The organism is Prochlorococcus marinus XMU1402 (genome assembly GCF_017696205.1).
GTDB lineage: Bacteria > Cyanobacteriota > Cyanobacteriia > PCC-6307 > Cyanobiaceae > Prochlorococcus_A > Prochlorococcus_A marinus_AC.
Genome location: NZ_JAAORD010000002.1, coordinates 181,090 through 197,152, shown reverse-complemented (window position 1 = coordinate 197,152; position 16,063 = coordinate 181,090). Strand labels below are relative to the sequence as shown.

Sequence of the window (16,063 nt, the reverse complement as noted above, 5' to 3'; positions counted from 1 at the left end):
TTAAATTTATTTTTTCCCTTTTAATATAAAAACAGGATTATTTGGTTCTAATCTCATTCCCTCAGCGATACTTAAGCTTTTATAGGTCTGAATTAAATTTAAATTTGTTTTGAAATTTTTATCTTCTAATTCTTCTTTCAACTCTTTAATAGTTTGAACGTCAATTATTGGGATAACGATAATATCTCCAATTCTCATACTCTGAGCCAGTTTATCTATAATTTGTAGTTTGGTCTTCTTATCACATCCTCCAATTACTAATCTATTCGGTTTTTCAAAAGAATTTAAATTTCTCGTGTTCAAGGTTTTAATTATGTCTTCCTCAAAAATAAATTTTGGTTTTACGCCAAGTCTTTTCGAGTTTTCTAGTATTAATGCCTTTGATCCAATCCTTTTATCGATACAAAACAAGTCTAAATCAGGCCTTAATTTTATTGCCTCTAAACCAATTGATCCACAACCTGCTCCTATATCCCAAATGACACCATTTTTAGGGAGCTCTAAATCAGCTAATATTTGAACGCGAATCTCCCTTTTGGTTAATAAATTTGGTCTGTCATCAAAAGTTTTAAAAATACTGTCATTGATTCCGAAAAGAGGGATATTATTTTTAAAAAATTTTTTTTTTGTTTTTGTAAGAACAACAATGTTTAAACTTGATATATCAGATGGTAATGACTCTTTAAGATTTAATTTGCGTATATTTTCATTGTCGAAGCCTATCTCTTCGCAGAGCCAAAAATCATAGAAGTCAGTAAGATTTAACTCTAATAAATGTTTTTTGATTACTTCTAAACTTTTGTTATTAGAGTCTGTAATAATCGCCAAACTTGAAGGCCTTGATTTGAGAGACTCAACTAACTTAGTCGAATCTCTGCCGTGAATACTCACATTAACCGTATCTTGCCATGGGATCTTTAGCTTACTAAATGCTAACTGAATGCAAGTATTTGAAGGGTAAAAACTTAATTCATCTTTTGAAAAATTTTCTAGTAATATTCTCCCAATTCCAAACCAAAGTGGATCTCCTCTCGAAATTAAAATTACATCATTTTTTTGAGATCTCAACCAGTTTACAAGTTCGTTATTACTGTAGCTCGAAAAAAATGATTTCTTTTTTTCTAAGTTATTTTGACTCCATGATTTAATTTCTTCAAAATATGAATTTGGAACTGCAATATGTTCTGTTTCTAAAAATAGATTTTGTAATTTGAAAGATAGATCCTCAAATTTATAAGAGTTAATCCCAATTATATGAATTTTTCTATTACCTTCAGTCATGAATATTTAATGAAGTGGAACTAAATTATTTGAATGTTTTATTGAATTATCTTATTATTATTCGAGTTATCATAGTAAATTAATTGTCTGAAAGGAGAAAGAGATTACATGATTTATTGTTAACTCTAATTAATAAAGATAGTGAATTTGAGTTTATTGAAGAAGATTCTAGCGATTTAACCTCTAGCTATTCTGAAAAAGACACTTTGAATTTATCTCGAGTTATAAAAAAAAATCGTAAAATAATCAAAAGATATCAAGCTATTGTAAGAACAGCTGTAACTCTTGATGCCCTGATGGATTCTGAAAATGAAGAAAATTACAAAATCAAATAAAAAATTTTTTTTAAAAGGAATATTACCTTTACTTTTACTACTATTTTTTATTTTTAACCCATTAAAAGTATCTGCAGAAGTTGCAGAAACAGAAATAAATGGGAAATTAATAAATGCTAGCAGTGAGTTTTTAAGGGACTTGGACTTTGAAACTTGGCAATTAGTAGCTTATAAATCACCTCTTTTTGAAGATAAATTGATCTTGAGAGTAATAGGATATCCAGGAAATCTTAGGATTGATCATCCCACTTACTTGAGTGTTGAATCAGGTAGAAAACAGTGGCTTTTAGATGATAAAACATTACTTAATGTGGAATTAGCAAATGATGGAAGACAAGCTGCGGCAGAATTCGATCTTGACAAATTGATTAAAAATTTAGATAAAAATAGACCATTAAGATTATCTTTGTCAGGAGTTTTTTCTGAGTTGCCTGTTCCACCCTTTGTTGTTAAAGAGTGGAGATCAATAAACTGAATTTGATTTTTGGAGATGTCTGAAAAAAATGTAAGCCATAAAAAATGGATGAAAAGAGCAATTTTTTTGGCTTCTTTAGGCAAAAATACAACGAGTCCTAACCCTAATGTGGGAGCGGTGATACTTGATAAATATGGAAACCTTATTTCAGAAGGTTTTCATTTCAAAGCAGGGATGCCTCATGCAGAGGCAATGGCTTTTAATAACTTAAAAAAGGACGCTAAAGGCGGGATAATGTATGTGAATCTTGAACCTTGTTGCCATCAAGGTAAAACACCTCCTTGTGTAGATAAAGTGATATCCTCTGGGATAAAAAAGGTATATATTTCTATTGAAGACCCTGATAAAAGAGTCTCTGGTAAAGGTATTAAGCTTTTAAAAGAAGCTGGAATACAAGTTAACTTAGGATTATGCAAAAAAGAATCCTTAGATCTAAATAAGGCTTTCATTCATAGGAATATTACTAAAAAGTCATTTGGTGTTCTTAAATGGGCAATGAGTATAGATGGAAGAATAGCTTTAAAAAATGGTAAAAGTAAATGGATTACTAATGATGAATCGAGGTCATTAGTTCATTCTTTTAGAGCAGAATTTGATGCAATAATCATTGGGGGAAATACACTAAGAAAAGATAACCCGTTTTTGACTAGTAGAGGTTCCAAAAATCCCGAGCCTTTGCGAGTTGTTTTCACAAAAAGTTTAGACCTCCCTTCAGATTCACATCTTTGGGATTGTAGTAAAGCAAAAACTTTAGTTATTTATAATTCTTCTACATCAAATGAAAGCTACCTCTCAAGGATTCCTGAATGTGTAGAGGTAGAAAAGGTATCATCAGATAATCCAGAGTTAATTTCAAAAATACTTGCAAAAAGAGGATGCAATAAAGTTCTTTGGGAATGTGGTCCAAGATTGGCCACTGCTGCGATTAAATCTAATTGTATTCAGGAAGTTATTACTTTTATTGCTCCAAAAATTTTAGGTGGTGAAAATAATATGAGTCCTTTAAGTGATTTTGAATTTAGAGAAATGGATAAAGTTATTAAATTAAGTGATCTACGGGTCAGGTTGTTTGGTAATGATATGAGTGTTAAAGGTTCTTTCAAAAATTTTTAATACCAATTTTTCATGGGTTAAAGTACCGTTCGGTTCTTACCCAAAAAAAATAATACAGATACGGAAACTCTTCGTTTAGTTTATAATAAGTTCAAAATTGATTACAACCATGCCAATAAGACAAGATGATAATCAACCTAATAAAAGATTTGGAATTGTAAATATCATTTTGATAGGTGTTGGAGCATTACTTTTGTTCAGTAGCCTTTTCCCTAGTCAGAATATGCAAATCCCTAGGGTTCCCTATTCTTTGTTTATAGATCAGGTTAATGATGGGGAAGTTAAGAGAGCATATATAACCCAAGAACAAATTAGATATGAGTTAAACGGAGCTGAAGAGGGTGCACCTTCTGTGCTGGCTACTACCCCAATATTTGATATGGATCTTCCTCAAAGGTTAGAAAATAAAGGGGTGGAATTCGCCGCTGCTCCTCCAAAAAAACCTAATTTTTTCTCAACTATCTTGAGCTGGGTGGTTCCTCCATTGATCTTTATTCTTGTGTTACAATTCTTTGCTAGAAGAAGTATGGGAGGAGGAGGAGCGCAGGGAGCTTTAAGTTTTACTAAAAGTAAAGCTAAAGTTTATGTTCCCGATGATGATTCGAAAGTAACATTTGCTGACGTTGCAGGTGTTGATGAAGCTAAGGACGAATTAACAGAAATAGTTGATTTTTTAAAAAGACCTGAAAGGTACACCGATATTGGAGCACGAATACCCAAAGGAGTTCTTCTTGTAGGTCCTCCTGGAACAGGAAAGACTCTCCTCTCAAAAGCTGTTGCGGGTGAAGCTGAAGTTCCTTTCTTTATAATCTCAGGATCAGAATTTGTAGAACTTTTTGTGGGTGCTGGTGCTGCGAGAGTTAGAGATTTATTCGAACAAGCCAAAAAGAAAGCTCCTTGTATAATATTTATTGACGAATTGGATGCTATCGGCAAAAGTCGCTCTGGATCGATGGGAGTTGTTGGCGGCAATGATGAAAGAGAACAAACTTTAAACCAACTCCTCACTGAAATGGATGGTTTTGCATCAACAGATAAACCAGTTATAGTGCTTGCAGCTACAAACCAACCAGAAGTACTTGATGCTGCTTTATTAAGGCCTGGAAGATTTGATAGACAAGTTTTAGTTGATAGGCCTGATTTATCAGGAAGAAAGACAATCCTTGAAATTTATACTAAAAAGGTAAAACTTTCTGAATCCATTGATTTGGATTCTATTGCTCAGGCAACAAGTGGATTTGCTGGCGCAGACTTAGCGAATATGGTCAATGAAGCAGCTTTGTTGGCTGCGAGAGCAAAAAGAAATAGTGTTGAGCAGCGAGATTTAAGCGAGGCTATTGAGAGGGTAGTAGCTGGCTTGGAGAAAAAAAGCAGAGTACTTCAAGAAGATGAAAAAAAGGTTGTTGCTTACCATGAAGTTGGTCATGCCATTGTTGGTCATTTAATGCCTGGTGGTTCTAAAGTTGCAAAAATTTCAATTGTCCCAAGAGGTATGAGTGCACTAGGTTATACACTCCAACTGCCAACTGAAGAAAGATTCCTCAATTCCAAAGAAGAATTAAAAGGACAAATTGCAACTCTTCTTGGTGGAAGATCAGCTGAAGAAGTCGTTTTTGGAAAAATTACAACTGGAGCTTCAAACGATCTTCAACGAGCAACTGATATTGCAGAACAAATGGTAGGTACTTTTGGTATGAGTGAAATTCTAGGCCCATTAGCCTACGATAAACAAGGAGGAGGTCAATTCTTGGGGAATGGTAACAACCCAAGAAGATCAGTTAGTGACGCGACTGCTCAAGCTATTGATAAAGAAGTTAGAGATCTAGTAGACGACGCTCATGAAACGGCTTTAAAGATATTGAGAAATAATTTACCCTTACTCGAATCAATTTCTCAGAAAATTCTTCAAGAAGAAGTAATTGAAGGAGATGATTTAAAAACTCTTCTTGAGGAAACTAAAATGCCTGCATAGTAGAATTTAGTTTTAAAATAGAGATTGATGTTGAAACCGTATAAGTTAGCAAGCGATAATTTTTTATCAAATTTAGATATGTCCACAGAAGAAATTATACATATACTAGATCTTGCTGAAAATTTTAAGAACAATGATCTTAAAATTAAACTTCAAGAGAAAGTCTTAGGATTAGTTTTTGATAAGTCATCTACAAGAACTAGAGTCAGCTTTCAGGTGGCAATGTCAAGACTAGGTGGAACTACAATTGACTTAAATCCTACTACTTCACAAATTGGAAGAGGTGAACCAATAAAGGATACGGCAAGGGTGCTAAGTAGATATTGTGATGTTCTTGCAATAAGAACTTTTAATCAATCTGATTTAGAAGAATATGCAAAATGGTCTTCTAAGCCAGTTATTAATGCACTCACAGATTTAGAACATCCATGTCAGGCCTTGGCTGATTTTATGACAATCAAAGAAGAATTTTCTGATTTTAAAAATATAGTTTTGACTTTTATTGGGGATGGTAATAATGTCGCCAATTCCCTAATTTTATGCGGAGCCTTGTTAGGGGTTGAAGTAAGAATTGCATGTCCTAGAGGATATGAACCAAGTTCTCAAGTGATTAATAAAGCAAATGAAATATATCAAAATAAAAGTTTATTGAGTATCTCTAATGATCCTCACACTGCAATTTTGGGATCTAATGTTATCTACACAGATGTCTGGTCCTCAATGGGTGAAGAGACTCGAAAAGAACAAAAAGATAAGCAATTTGATGGATTTACAATTAATAGTGATCTACTAAGAGAGGCAGAAGACGAAGCAATTGTTCTTCACTGTCTCCCTGCTTATAGATCTAAAGAGATTACCGATGAAGTAATTGAAAGTAAAAATAGCAGGATTTTTATACAGGCTGAGAATAGAATGCACGTTCAGCAAGCTCTTTTATCTTGCCTTCTTTATTAAATAAAACTTGCAATCAACCTATTGATAGGGTACAAATGTATTAGAGTACATTTGTTTTAGTCTTGACATTAATTGATAATAATCTTTCAGATGCTCAGAATGAGTTATACGAATGGATAAAAAATTATATGAAAAACTTCCACCACAGTCCTTCAATAAGGCAAATGATGGAGGCTATGGGATTAAAATCTCCAGCCCCAATTCAAAGTAGACTCAAGCATTTACAAAAAAAAGGGTTTATTAGTTGGCAAGAAGGTAAAGCGAGAACTCTTCAAATAGTTGATGATGTACTCGTGGGAGTACCAATTTTAGGCTCAGTTGCAGCTGGAGGTTTGATTGAGACTTTTTCAGATGTAAATGAAAATTTAGATATCTCAGAAGTTTTGCAAAAGAAGGATATTTTTGCTTTAACTGTCAATGGAGACTCGATGATAGACGCGTGTATTGCTGATGGCGATATGGTACTCATGGAACCAATTAAAGATTATTACGCTATAAAAAATGGAACAATAGTAAGTGCTTTGGTTCCTGGTTTAGGAACTACCTTAAAGTACTTTATTAAAAAAGGAGAGAAGATATTTTTAGAAGCAGCAAATCCTTCATACGAACCCATAGAACTAAATTTAGATAATGTAGTTTTTCAAGGAAAGTTACTTGCTGTGTGGAGAAAAGTTTAAAAATTTTTAGATAATTTATAAAATTTCTTAAAGTAGTAATCAAAAACATATTCATGCCTTTTATGCCAATATCTGATATCGAATTTTTCAATAGCTCTTATTCTTGATGATTTTGACATGTTAATTTTATTTTCTAATATATTTATCATTCCTTCTGCAATTGCTTTGCGATCTGGAATCGCAATACTTTGCCAGCTTGAAGCTACCTCAAGTCCAATTCCTGAATATTCATCAACTAATTCAGGAATACCCCCGCTGGCTGAATAAAGTATTGGTAATCCACATGACATCGCTTCTAGAACCGCGCTAGGACAATTATCCTGATAAGACATCGTTATATAGGCATCTGCCATTTGATAAATTTTTGGGGCATCTTCTTGTTTAAATTTTCCAAGGAATTTAACGTGATTTATTATGCCTAATCTCTTTGATTCTGAAACAAAGTAATTTTTATCAACAATATTACCTGCAATAATAAGGCAAATTTTTGGATCGTACTTTAAAACATCTATTAATGCTTTTAAAACTGATAAAATTCTATAATTATTTTTTTTAGTGATATTTCCTGTTATCAAAAAATGAAAATTATTTTTGGTTTTGTTAATAGGCTTAAAAATTTCTGTATTTACCGCATTGTATAAAATTTCTCCTGAGCCATTTCTTTTGCCAAGGAATGTTTCAGATGCATTTTTGCAAAATTTAGACTGCCAGAAAACATAATCAGCATTGTGATATAAATATTTATTTAAGAGATTTCTTTTTTGACAGTTTCCTTCGAACCAAGCTGGATAAAAAACTCCATTCTGATTAAGTATTATTGGATAATTCTTTTTTTTTAGATGCTTTATTGCACTTTTGGTTAAAAAGTAATTACTTGAAGTCGTATAGACTATATTGAATCGGTATTTATATTCTGGAAAATATTCCTTAAGTTTTTTTATTTTTACTAAAGGTCCACCTATATTTCCAGATCTTAAGCCTCCATAAAAAATGCGAGGGTAAATTTTTTTAACTGGAAGGATTGAGCCAAAAATTATTTGTAAAAAATTAAATATCTTATAGCTTTCTTTAACTATTTTTTTTATGGAGAATTTTTGAAAATCCAATTTTTTCTCAGGCATCAATATTTAACTTCAACATAATAACTCCCAAAACAAATATATATTTGATTAAAACTAGTTTTCATAAAAAATAATCTTAAAAAAAAGTTTAAATTTTTATATTTACAATTTATGTTTTTAGAAAAATTCATAATTAATTTTCTAATTCTTTTATTGCTGGCATATAAACTTCATTCCATAATAATTTGGAAATATTATTCCAATCTGCTCTAATAACATCTTTTCTAGCATTTCTTATTTTATTTTCTTTGTTTGGATCCATTAGCATTTCTATACTTTTTTTAGCTATTTTTCTTGGGTCAAAATCTTTAATAATTGAACCATTATGATCATTGACTATAAAGTCGTTCGCCATTCCAACGTTAGTGGAAACAATAGGAACTCCACTTGCCATAGATTCTACAATTGCTTTTGGACCTCCTTCTTCTCGAGATGAAACAATATAAAGATCTAAGGCCTGATAATATTTTGAAATTTCTATATATGAGTCAAGATAGATGTGTCTAAATTTTATATTCCTCTTTGCAAGCTCTCTTTTTACAAAACCTCTAGCTGGCCCTGTTAATAAGACAGCTATTTTTAATTCCTTAGCAATTAACTCAATTGTTTTTATAAACAAGTCAGGACCCTTAATATATTTTGGCTTATCACCTTTGTCCCACCCTATGCCATCTTTTTGGAATGAGCCAATTACAAATTCATCTTTTCTAAAACCTAATTTTGATCTAACTTGGGCCTTAAATTTATCACTTGTTATATTAAACAAATTTGTGTCTACGCCAATTGGAATAAGAGATAGTTTTGTTTCTTCTACACCCCACTTCAAAAGTCTTTTATAAACCAATGAAGAGGCTGTAATAATTTTAAAAAGAGAATTTCTGGACAATAAAAAATCCTCTATATGTTTTTTAACTTCTGGACTATCTTCTGGTTTTCCATGAAAAAAAGAAACAATATATTTATTTTCTTTAGGTAAGATTTTTTGCCAATCTAACCACATATATTGAGATCCAAAATGAAATACTTTTTTGTCTAAACCTATTACTGGAAAATTACTCAAAAATACTAAATCATCTTTAGAGCTTTTATTGATTGATGATTTGATATATTCTCCATCCCACCTAATAGACCAATCTTCTTTCTCAGTTACAAAGTTTATCTTACCTTTATCAAATCTTTCAGAATTAAATTTGACTTTTATTTTTTGAATAATAATTATAAGGTAGTTTTTGAGATATCTAAAGAAATTATTTTTTAGAATAGAAATAATCATAAAACTGAAGTTATGGTAAGTTATGGGTAAATATTATTATTCGATACTAAGCATAATTATAGAATTGATATGATCATAAGTTCTACTAACAAAAAAAGATATGCCTGATAGTGTTACAGTTCCAATAATATTATGTGGAGGTACAGGGTCAAGATTATGGCCTTTGTCTAGAGAAAGTTTCCCAAAACAATTCTTATCTCTCAATTTCAATGAAGAAAAGTCTTTGTTACAGAAAACTCAAGAGAGATTAAAAGATATAAAGAATATTGAAAATCCTATTTTAATTTGTAATGAAACTCATCGTTTTATTGCCGCAGAACAAATGCGTGAAATAAATGTTACACCAAATAAAATTCTTTTAGAACCTTTTGGAAGAAATACTGCTCCTGCTATTACTTTAGCCGCCCTTCTTGCTATGGAGGATTATTCAAATCCAAACCTTATGGTGCTTTCGGCAGATCATCAAATAAAAAATAATAAAAATTTTGTGGAAGCTATTAAAAAAGGTATTGTTTATTCGGAAGATAATAATTTGGTTACTTTTGGAATAGTGCCAACTTCTCCCCACACCGGATATGGTTATATTCAAGGTAAGGAACCTTTTGATGAAAAACAAATCAAAGGAACTGAAATTGTTAAATTTATCGAAAAGCCAAATTTTAACGAGGCATGTAAATTAATAAAAAATAAATGTTACACATGGAATAGTGGAATTTTTCTTTTTAAGGCAAAGCAAATTTTAGGGGAAATTGAGAAATATAATCCAGAAATTCTAGAGTGTTGCAAAAAGTCAATTAATAATAAAAGTTCGGATTTGGATTTTCAAAGATTAGATAAAAATTTATTTGAAAAATGTCCAAATATTTCGATTGATTATGCAGTTTTGGAAAAAACCAAAAAAGGAATTGTATTACCGATGGACGTAGGATGGAGTGATATTGGTGATTGGCAATCAGTTTGGGAAAATTCAAAAAAGGATCATAAAGGAAATTCTATTGAAGGGAATGTCATAGCAGAGGATTCAAAAAATTGTCTTTTTAAAAGTGAAAATCGATTAATAGTTGGAGTTGGTCTAGAAAATTTAATTATCGTAGATACTAGTGATGTTTTGTTAGTTTCTTGTAAAGATCAAGCCCAGAAAATTAAGGAAGTTGTTAAAAAATTAAATTCGGCTGGAATGAAAGAAGGGCAAGAGCATAAAAAAATTTATAGGCCATGGGGATCTTATATTTCTGTTCTTGAAGAAAAAAAATGGAAAGTAAAAATGATTAACGTTAAGCCAGGTGAAAGTTTATCACTTCAAATGCATCATCATAGAGCTGAACATTGGATTGTTGTTGGGGGAATAGCCAAAATTGACCTTAATTCAGAACAAAAGATTTTATTAGAAAATGAAAGTACTTACATACCAATTGGGTCTAAACATAGATTAAGTAATCCGGGTAAAATTCCCCTAATTCTAATTGAAATACAAACTGGAAACTATCTCGATGAAAATGATATTGTTAGATTTGATGATAAATATGGAAGATTAAAAAGTTGATATTTAAATAAATATTTTTTTAAGTAATACAAATTTAAGTATGAATTTTTGAATTTATTCAAAAATACTAAAATTTTTATAATTTAATGTTTATAAAGTTTTTGAGGATAAATTGAACTTTCTATATCATTAACACTTATGATTTTATAATCAGGTAATATACGTTCTTAATAAAAAATTTACTATTAATGAAGGATGCTAAGACTTTTAAAGTAAAAAATATATGTTGCATAGGAGCTGGTTATGTTGGTGGACCTACAATGGCTGTAATCGCAAAATATTGTCCAGATATTAATGTGTTCGTGGTTGATATTGACAAACAAAAAATTTCTAATTGGAATAATAAAGATTTGAATAAATTACCAGTTTTCGAGCCAAATTTAGATCAAATAATAGAGAAGTGTAGAGATAAGAATTTGTTTTTTTCTCACGAAATTGAAAAATACATTAGTATTGCCGATATTGTTTTTATTTCTGTTAATACTCCTACAAAAGTAAGAGGTTTTGGTGCGGGTAAAGCAAGTGATCTTAAATGGGTAGAAGCTTGTGCTAGGCAAGTAGCTAATTTTGCAAGAAATCACACTATAGTAGTTGAAAAGAGTACATTGCCAGTCAGGACAGCCGAGGTAATCCAAAATATCTTAGAAATAGCTCAAAGAAGAACAAAAGAAAATAATGAAGCCCCAACTTTTGATGTACTTTCCAATCCAGAATTCCTTTCTGAAGGCACAGCTATAAATGATTTGAAAAATCCTGATAGAGTTTTAATAGGGGGTAATAATAATAAAGCCATTAAAACATTGAGTGCAATTTATGAAAATTGGGTATCAAAAGATAAAATTTTGGAAACTAATATATGGAGTAGTGAGTTAGCAAAACTTACCTCGAATGCTTTTTTAGCGCAAAGGATAAGTTCTATTAATTCCATAAGCGCAATATGTGAATCGACAGGCGCTGATGTGAGAGAGGTTTCTCGTGCAATTGGAAAAGATACTAGGATAGGTTCGAAATTCTTAGATTCAGGACCAGGTTTTGGAGGAAGCTGTTTTAAGAAGGATATATTGAATTTAGTCTACATTGCAAAGTTTTATGGATTAAATGAAGTAGCTGATTTCTGGGAAAGTGTAGTAAATATAAATACTTGGCATCAAAGCAGAATTTCTCAGCTGGTGATTAAAAATCTATTCGGAACTTTAGCAGGTAAAAAGATTGTAATTTTAGGATTTGCTTTCAAAGCAAATACCAACGATACAAGGGAATCTGCTGCTATACAAATTTGTAAAGATCTAATTAACGAAGGTGCAAATTTGATTATTAATGATCCAAAGGTAAGTTCAAATCAGATTACTCATGATTTGGAAATGGAACAACTAAATACAAAGTTAGAAGAAAACTCTTTTTATAATAATAATGGCTTAGGTAGTTGGAGTTTCAGTAAAAATATTGATATTGAAATTTTTGAAGATGCTTATGCTGTCTTGGTTTTAACTGAATGGCCGCAATATTCTATGATAAATTGGAAAAAAATAGCTAAGAAAATGATTCAACCAGGCTGGATTTTTGATTCAAGATCAATTTTAGATTCTGAAGAAGTAAAAAATGCAGAACTTAATTTATGGAGAGTTGGGGATGGATCATGAAAGAATATTTGTTGAAAATTGCTTAATTTAAGAATTATTGTATGAAGTATAAAATTGCTGTTTTTGGCTTGGGTTATGTTGGTTTACCGCTTTTAATTAAATTAAGTCAATTTTATGATGTAGTTGGATTTGATATAGATCGATCAAGAATTTCAGAATTAAAAAATGGAAAAGATAGAACTGGAGAGATAAAGGATAAAGACATACTTAAATCAAAAAGTATAATTTATAGTTCTCATATTGAGGATCTTAAATTAATTGATATTTTTATCGTAACGGTTCCTACTCCAGTTGATAATGTTTATCAGCCAGATTTAAAAAATTTAAGACATGCTTGTTCTCTGGTTGGGAAATCCCTTAAAAAAAATAATATTGTAATTTTTGAATCAACTGTTTATCCAGGTGCCACGAGAGAAATTTGCGTTCCAATTTTGGAAAAAACTTCAGGTTTGAAACTTAATGAGCACTTTGGTGTAGGTTATTCTCCTGAGAGAATTAATCCTGGAGATAAAAAACATACAATTGAAGATATTATAAAAATAACAAGTGGCAGTAATTCAGAAACTCTTTTAATAGTTGATCAAATTTATAAAAAAATCATTAGTGCTGGAACTTATAAGGTCAGTTCTATTGAAGTTGCCGAAGCAGCTAAAGTTATTGAGAACACTCAGAGAGATATTAATATAGCTTTGATAAATGAATTTTCAATTATTTTTAATAAGCTTAATCTTTCATCTAAAGAAATTTTAGAAGCTGCATGTACTAAATGGAATTTTCTAGATTTTAAACCTGGATTAGTTGGCGGACATTGTATAGGTATTGATCCATATTATCTTACATATAAGTCTATGGAAATCGGATATAAACCTGAGCTGATTTTGGCCGGGAGAAAAATAAACGATTCTATGTCTTATTATGTGGCGTCCCAATTTGTGAAATTAGCTGTAAAGAAAAGTCTTTTACAAAAATCTAAAAAAGTTTTAGTTATGGGAGTAACTTTTAAAGAGAATTGTAAAGATATTAGAAACTCTAAAGCAATCGAGATTGTAAATATATTAGAAGAATACAATTTAGAAGTTGATATTTATGACCCAATGTTATTCAAAAATAATATAAAAATTACTAATAAATCAAATCTCATTAATGAGTTAAAAGATAAAAGATATCTGGGTATAATTATTGCAGTAGCTCATGAAGAATTTAAATCATTTGATATTAAAATTTTAAGAGATATTTGTATCGAAAATTCTATAATTTTTGATGTAAAAAATATATATCCATCAAATTTAACTGATTTAAGGCTTTAATATGAATCAAAAAATTTTAGTTACGGGCTCAGCTGGATTTATTGGTTTTCATTTAAGTGAATTACTTTTACGAAAAGATTTCTTTGTGATTGGAGTTGATTGTCTAACAGATTATTATGATCAAAATTTGAAACTAGATAGATTAAATATTTTATTAAAATATGAAAAATTTGTTGATGTAAGAATAGACATAACAAATTTTGATAAATTATCAGAAGTATTTGAACAATATAGTCCTGATTTCGTTATTCATTTAGCAGCTCAAGCTGGGGTAAGATATTCTATTCAAAATCCTAGATCATATTTAGAATCAAATATTAATGGTACTTTTAATATTTTAGAGTTGATCAAAGAAAATAAAATTAAGCACACATTACTAGCATCTACTTCTTCTGTTTATGGGGCTAATACTGATATGCCTTTTATAGAAACTCAAAAAACAGAAAATCAGATATCTTTTTATGCTGCAACAAAGAAATCTTGTGAGATTTTATCTCATTCTTACTCACATATATATAATTTACCCATCACAAACTTTAGATTTTTTACTGTTTATGGTCCATGGGGGAGGCCTGATATGGCATTATTTAAATTTGTAAAAGCTATTCATGAGAAAAAAACAATTGATATTTATAACTATGGTGAAATGAAGCGAGACTTCACTTATATTTCAGATTTAGTTGAAGCAATCTCACTCTTAATTAAATGTATTCCCAAAAAAGATCAAAAAGTATCAAAACTAGATTCATTATCTTCTGTGGCTCCTTGGAGAGTGATTAATATAGGAAATTCTAAAGTAAAAAATCTTAGTGATTTCATAAAAGAAATTGAAATAAATTTGGGAGTTGTAGCAGCCAAAAATTATTTACCAATGCAGACAGGTGATGTAAAAGAGACTTTTGCTAATAATGATTTACTATATTCCTTAACAGGTTTTAAACCTAAGACTGACATAAAACAAGGTATTAGAAATTTTTGCAATTGGTATAAGGAATATTATTTAAATTAGAACGAATATAAAGTTAAATTTATAATAAAATTCTTTGAGTGAAAATTAAAAAAGGAAAAATTTTTTATTTAATTACAAAGACTCATAACTTATCGAATATTTCTCTTTAGATAGAAATTAGATCTCTAAGATTTAAATAATTATTATTTTCAATCAGTAAGATATTTAAAAACTGTAATTGCAGTTACAGTTTTACTTAAAGGATCAGTTACTACTGATAATCCATCAGATACTTTTTTAAGTGAGTTTGGATATACTTTCACAACATCTCCATCAGATAAAGGGGGATTTTTAAGTGCAGATAATTTCTCCTTTAAATTAATCTTATATTTTTCAATGAATGAACTTCCATCGCGGTTTGTTCTAATTAATGCAACATTACTGTAATTTGCACTGAATACTTTTGGACCACCAGCTTGATAAATTGCTTTTACTAACGGCGTATTAGCTTTTAATGATATAGGACCTGGACTATTAACTTCACCAAGAATTGTGACATTTATTTTTTTAGGTGAAAGATTCGCAACTGCAATATCTAGATTTTCATACTTGAGATTTTTAGTTTTATTTATTTTAATTACATCACCATCATGTAATATTACATTTTGATAATGTTCTCCTTTTAATATCAAGTTTAATAAATTGAGAGAAGTTCTTTTTCTAGATAATGAGTCGCTTGGGGTCCGTCTAGTTAAGACGACATCTTCTATATCTGCAAATTGCGTAATTCCCCCGGCTTTTTGAATTGCATCAACAACTGTAGGCATTCCAGAATTAGTCAATGATGATTCTTTTGGAGCGAAAGAATAAAGTCCTGGTCTTAACACTTCACCAATAAGAGAAATACTTAATGATCTACGTTTGCTTAATGTTAAATATAGTTCTGGAGCTAACAAATGTTCTCCGTAGGAGGACTCTATTAATTTAGTGGCTTGATTTAGTGTTTTATTTTTTACTTCAATAGATCCAACTAATGGTAAATGAAGAGAACCGTTAGCTAAAACTTCATATTGATTATTTAATTCTAAATTATTATAAAAATTTAAACTTATTACATCTCCAGGACCAATTAAATAAGAATCCATTTGTAAAGAAGAATCTTCTAAAAGAATTTTATTATCGATGCTTGCAAATTGATTGGAAGAATTAACTTCATCAGCAAGAGATGCTACATCAAAAATTGTAAAAGAAAAAAACAGTGAAAAAATTACACATTCTAAGTTTTTCTTCATATTTTCCTTGAAAAGCCAAATTGGACAATAACATTATTAAATTATAATATATACTTGCAAGTATTTTTGCTCAAACAAATGTTTAACTTGTAGAAAGATATTTCTACTATCTTGAAGAGCAAAAAAAAGTA

The 16,063-nt window shown here is 30.3% G+C and carries 14 protein-coding genes; 10 read left to right on the top strand and 4 right to left on the bottom strand.

The features are described 5' to 3' along the window. Window positions 1-6: 6 nt before the first annotated feature. A complete protein-coding gene (cbiE, locus tag HA141_RS07210; RefSeq protein ID WP_209118352.1) occupies window positions 7-1,281 on the bottom strand; it encodes a precorrin-6y C5,15-methyltransferase (decarboxylating) subunit CbiE in 1,275 nt (424 codons plus the stop codon). A gap of 83 nt (window positions 1,282-1,364) precedes the next feature. Here cbiE and HA141_RS07205 point away from each other — a divergent pair, with 83 nt between their 5' ends. The 6 genes from HA141_RS07205 to lexA all read left to right on the top strand — a co-directional run bounded on the left by HA141_RS07205 (window position 1,365) and on the right by lexA (window position 6,807). After that, complete coding sequence (locus HA141_RS07205; RefSeq protein ID WP_032513062.1) at window positions 1,365-1,616, top strand: hypothetical protein; 252 nt, start codon at window positions 1,365-1,367, stop codon at window positions 1,614-1,616. After that, on the top strand, window positions 1,591-2,091 hold the full coding sequence (locus tag HA141_RS07200) for a DUF3122 domain-containing protein (protein WP_209118350.1): 501 nt from the start codon (window positions 1,591-1,593) through the stop codon (window positions 2,089-2,091). Before HA141_RS07205 ends, HA141_RS07200 begins: the two co-directional genes overlap by 26 nt. A gap of 15 nt (window positions 2,092-2,106) precedes the next feature. Next, window positions 2,107-3,204 (top strand): bifunctional diaminohydroxyphosphoribosylaminopyrimidine deaminase/5-amino-6-(5-phosphoribosylamino)uracil reductase RibD, encoded by a 1,098-nt coding sequence (gene ribD, locus HA141_RS07195; RefSeq protein ID WP_209118348.1) that lies wholly within the window; start codon window positions 2,107-2,109, stop codon window positions 3,202-3,204. 109 nt (window positions 3,205-3,313) lie between these two features. Continuing rightward, window positions 3,314-5,176, top strand: coding sequence for an ATP-dependent zinc metalloprotease FtsH (gene ftsH / locus HA141_RS07190; protein ID WP_209118346.1), 1,863 nt, complete (start codon window positions 3,314-3,316; stop codon window positions 5,174-5,176). A gap of 27 nt (window positions 5,177-5,203) precedes the next feature. After that, complete coding sequence (argF, locus tag HA141_RS07185; protein ID WP_209118343.1) at window positions 5,204-6,130, top strand: ornithine carbamoyltransferase; 927 nt, start codon at window positions 5,204-5,206, stop codon at window positions 6,128-6,130. Between the two features lie 128 nt (window positions 6,131-6,258). Then, on the top strand, window positions 6,259-6,807 hold the full coding sequence (lexA, locus tag HA141_RS07180) for a transcriptional repressor LexA (RefSeq protein ID WP_245157335.1): 549 nt from the start codon (window positions 6,259-6,261) through the stop codon (window positions 6,805-6,807). Here lexA and HA141_RS07175 read toward each other — a convergent pair. Then, window positions 6,804-7,928, bottom strand: coding sequence for a glycosyltransferase family 4 protein (locus tag HA141_RS07175; protein ID WP_209118341.1), 1,125 nt, complete (start codon window positions 7,926-7,928; stop codon window positions 6,804-6,806). The two genes, lexA and HA141_RS07175, sit on opposite strands and share 4 nt — an antisense overlap. A gap of 133 nt (window positions 7,929-8,061) precedes the next feature. Beyond that, entirely contained in the window at window positions 8,062-9,201 is a 1,140-nt protein-coding gene (locus tag HA141_RS07170) for a glycosyltransferase family 4 protein (protein WP_209118339.1), read from the bottom strand. Between the two features lie 100 nt (window positions 9,202-9,301). On the opposite strand from HA141_RS07170, the gene HA141_RS07165 reads away from it, so the two are divergent. The 4 genes from HA141_RS07165 to HA141_RS07150 all read left to right on the top strand — a co-directional run bounded on the left by HA141_RS07165 (window position 9,302) and on the right by HA141_RS07150 (window position 14,700). After that, window positions 9,302-10,744: a mannose-1-phosphate guanylyltransferase/mannose-6-phosphate isomerase gene (locus tag HA141_RS07165; protein WP_209118337.1), complete on the top strand. Its 1,443-nt coding sequence runs from the start codon at window positions 9,302-9,304 to the stop codon at window positions 10,742-10,744. A gap of 188 nt (window positions 10,745-10,932) precedes the next feature. Further along, window positions 10,933-12,384 (top strand): nucleotide sugar dehydrogenase, encoded by a 1,452-nt coding sequence (locus HA141_RS07160; protein ID WP_209118335.1) that lies wholly within the window; start codon window positions 10,933-10,935, stop codon window positions 12,382-12,384. A 41-nt stretch (window positions 12,385-12,425) separates the two neighbouring features. After that, window positions 12,426-13,691, top strand: a complete 1,266-nt coding sequence (locus tag HA141_RS07155; protein ID WP_209118332.1) for a nucleotide sugar dehydrogenase — start codon at window positions 12,426-12,428, stop codon at window positions 13,689-13,691. A gap of 1 nt (window position 13,692) precedes the next feature. Next, complete coding sequence (locus HA141_RS07150; protein ID WP_209118330.1) at window positions 13,693-14,700, top strand: NAD-dependent epimerase/dehydratase family protein; 1,008 nt, start codon at window positions 13,693-13,695, stop codon at window positions 14,698-14,700. Between the two features lie 149 nt (window positions 14,701-14,849). On the opposite strand, the gene HA141_RS07145 is transcribed toward HA141_RS07150, so the two are convergent. After that, the gene (locus HA141_RS07145) at window positions 14,850-15,932 is read right to left on the bottom strand and encodes an SLBB domain-containing protein (RefSeq protein WP_209118328.1); all 1,083 of its coding nucleotides are present in this window, start codon (window positions 15,930-15,932) and stop codon (window positions 14,850-14,852) included. Window positions 15,933-16,063 lie beyond the last annotated feature (131 nt).

Bases quoted from the DNA above. Each gene is read 5' to 3' on its own strand.
- ftsH (WP_209118346.1), top strand. From the start codon at position 3,314: ATGCCAATAAGACAAGATGATAATCAACCTAATAAAAGATTTGGAATT.
- argF (WP_209118343.1), top strand. From the start codon at position 5,204: ATGTTGAAACCGTATAAGTTAGCAAGCGATAATTTTTTATCAAATTTA.
- HA141_RS07200 (WP_209118350.1), top strand. From the start codon at position 1,591: ATGAAGAAAATTACAAAATCAAATAAAAAATTTTTTTTAAAAGGAATA.
- ribD (WP_209118348.1), top strand. From the start codon at position 2,107: ATGTCTGAAAAAAATGTAAGCCATAAAAAATGGATGAAAAGAGCAATT.
- HA141_RS07175 (WP_209118341.1), bottom strand. From the start codon at position 7,928: ATGCCTGAGAAAAAATTGGATTTTCAAAAATTCTCCATAAAAAAAATA.
- cbiE (WP_209118352.1), bottom strand. From the start codon at position 1,281: ATGACTGAAGGTAATAGAAAAATTCATATAATTGGGATTAACTCTTAT.
- HA141_RS07145 (WP_209118328.1), bottom strand. From the start codon at position 15,932: ATGAAGAAAAACTTAGAATGTGTAATTTTTTCACTGTTTTTTTCTTTT.
- HA141_RS07150 (WP_209118330.1), top strand. From the start codon at position 13,693: ATGAATCAAAAAATTTTAGTTACGGGCTCAGCTGGATTTATTGGTTTT.
- HA141_RS07155 (WP_209118332.1), top strand. From the start codon at position 12,426: ATGAAGTATAAAATTGCTGTTTTTGGCTTGGGTTATGTTGGTTTACCG.
- HA141_RS07165 (WP_209118337.1), top strand. From the start codon at position 9,302: ATGCCTGATAGTGTTACAGTTCCAATAATATTATGTGGAGGTACAGGG.
- HA141_RS07170 (WP_209118339.1), bottom strand. From the start codon at position 9,201: ATGATTATTTCTATTCTAAAAAATAATTTCTTTAGATATCTCAAAAAC.
- HA141_RS07160 (WP_209118335.1), top strand. From the start codon at position 10,933: ATGAAGGATGCTAAGACTTTTAAAGTAAAAAATATATGTTGCATAGGA.
- lexA (WP_245157335.1), top strand. From the start codon at position 6,259: ATGAAAAACTTCCACCACAGTCCTTCAATAAGGCAAATGATGGAGGCT.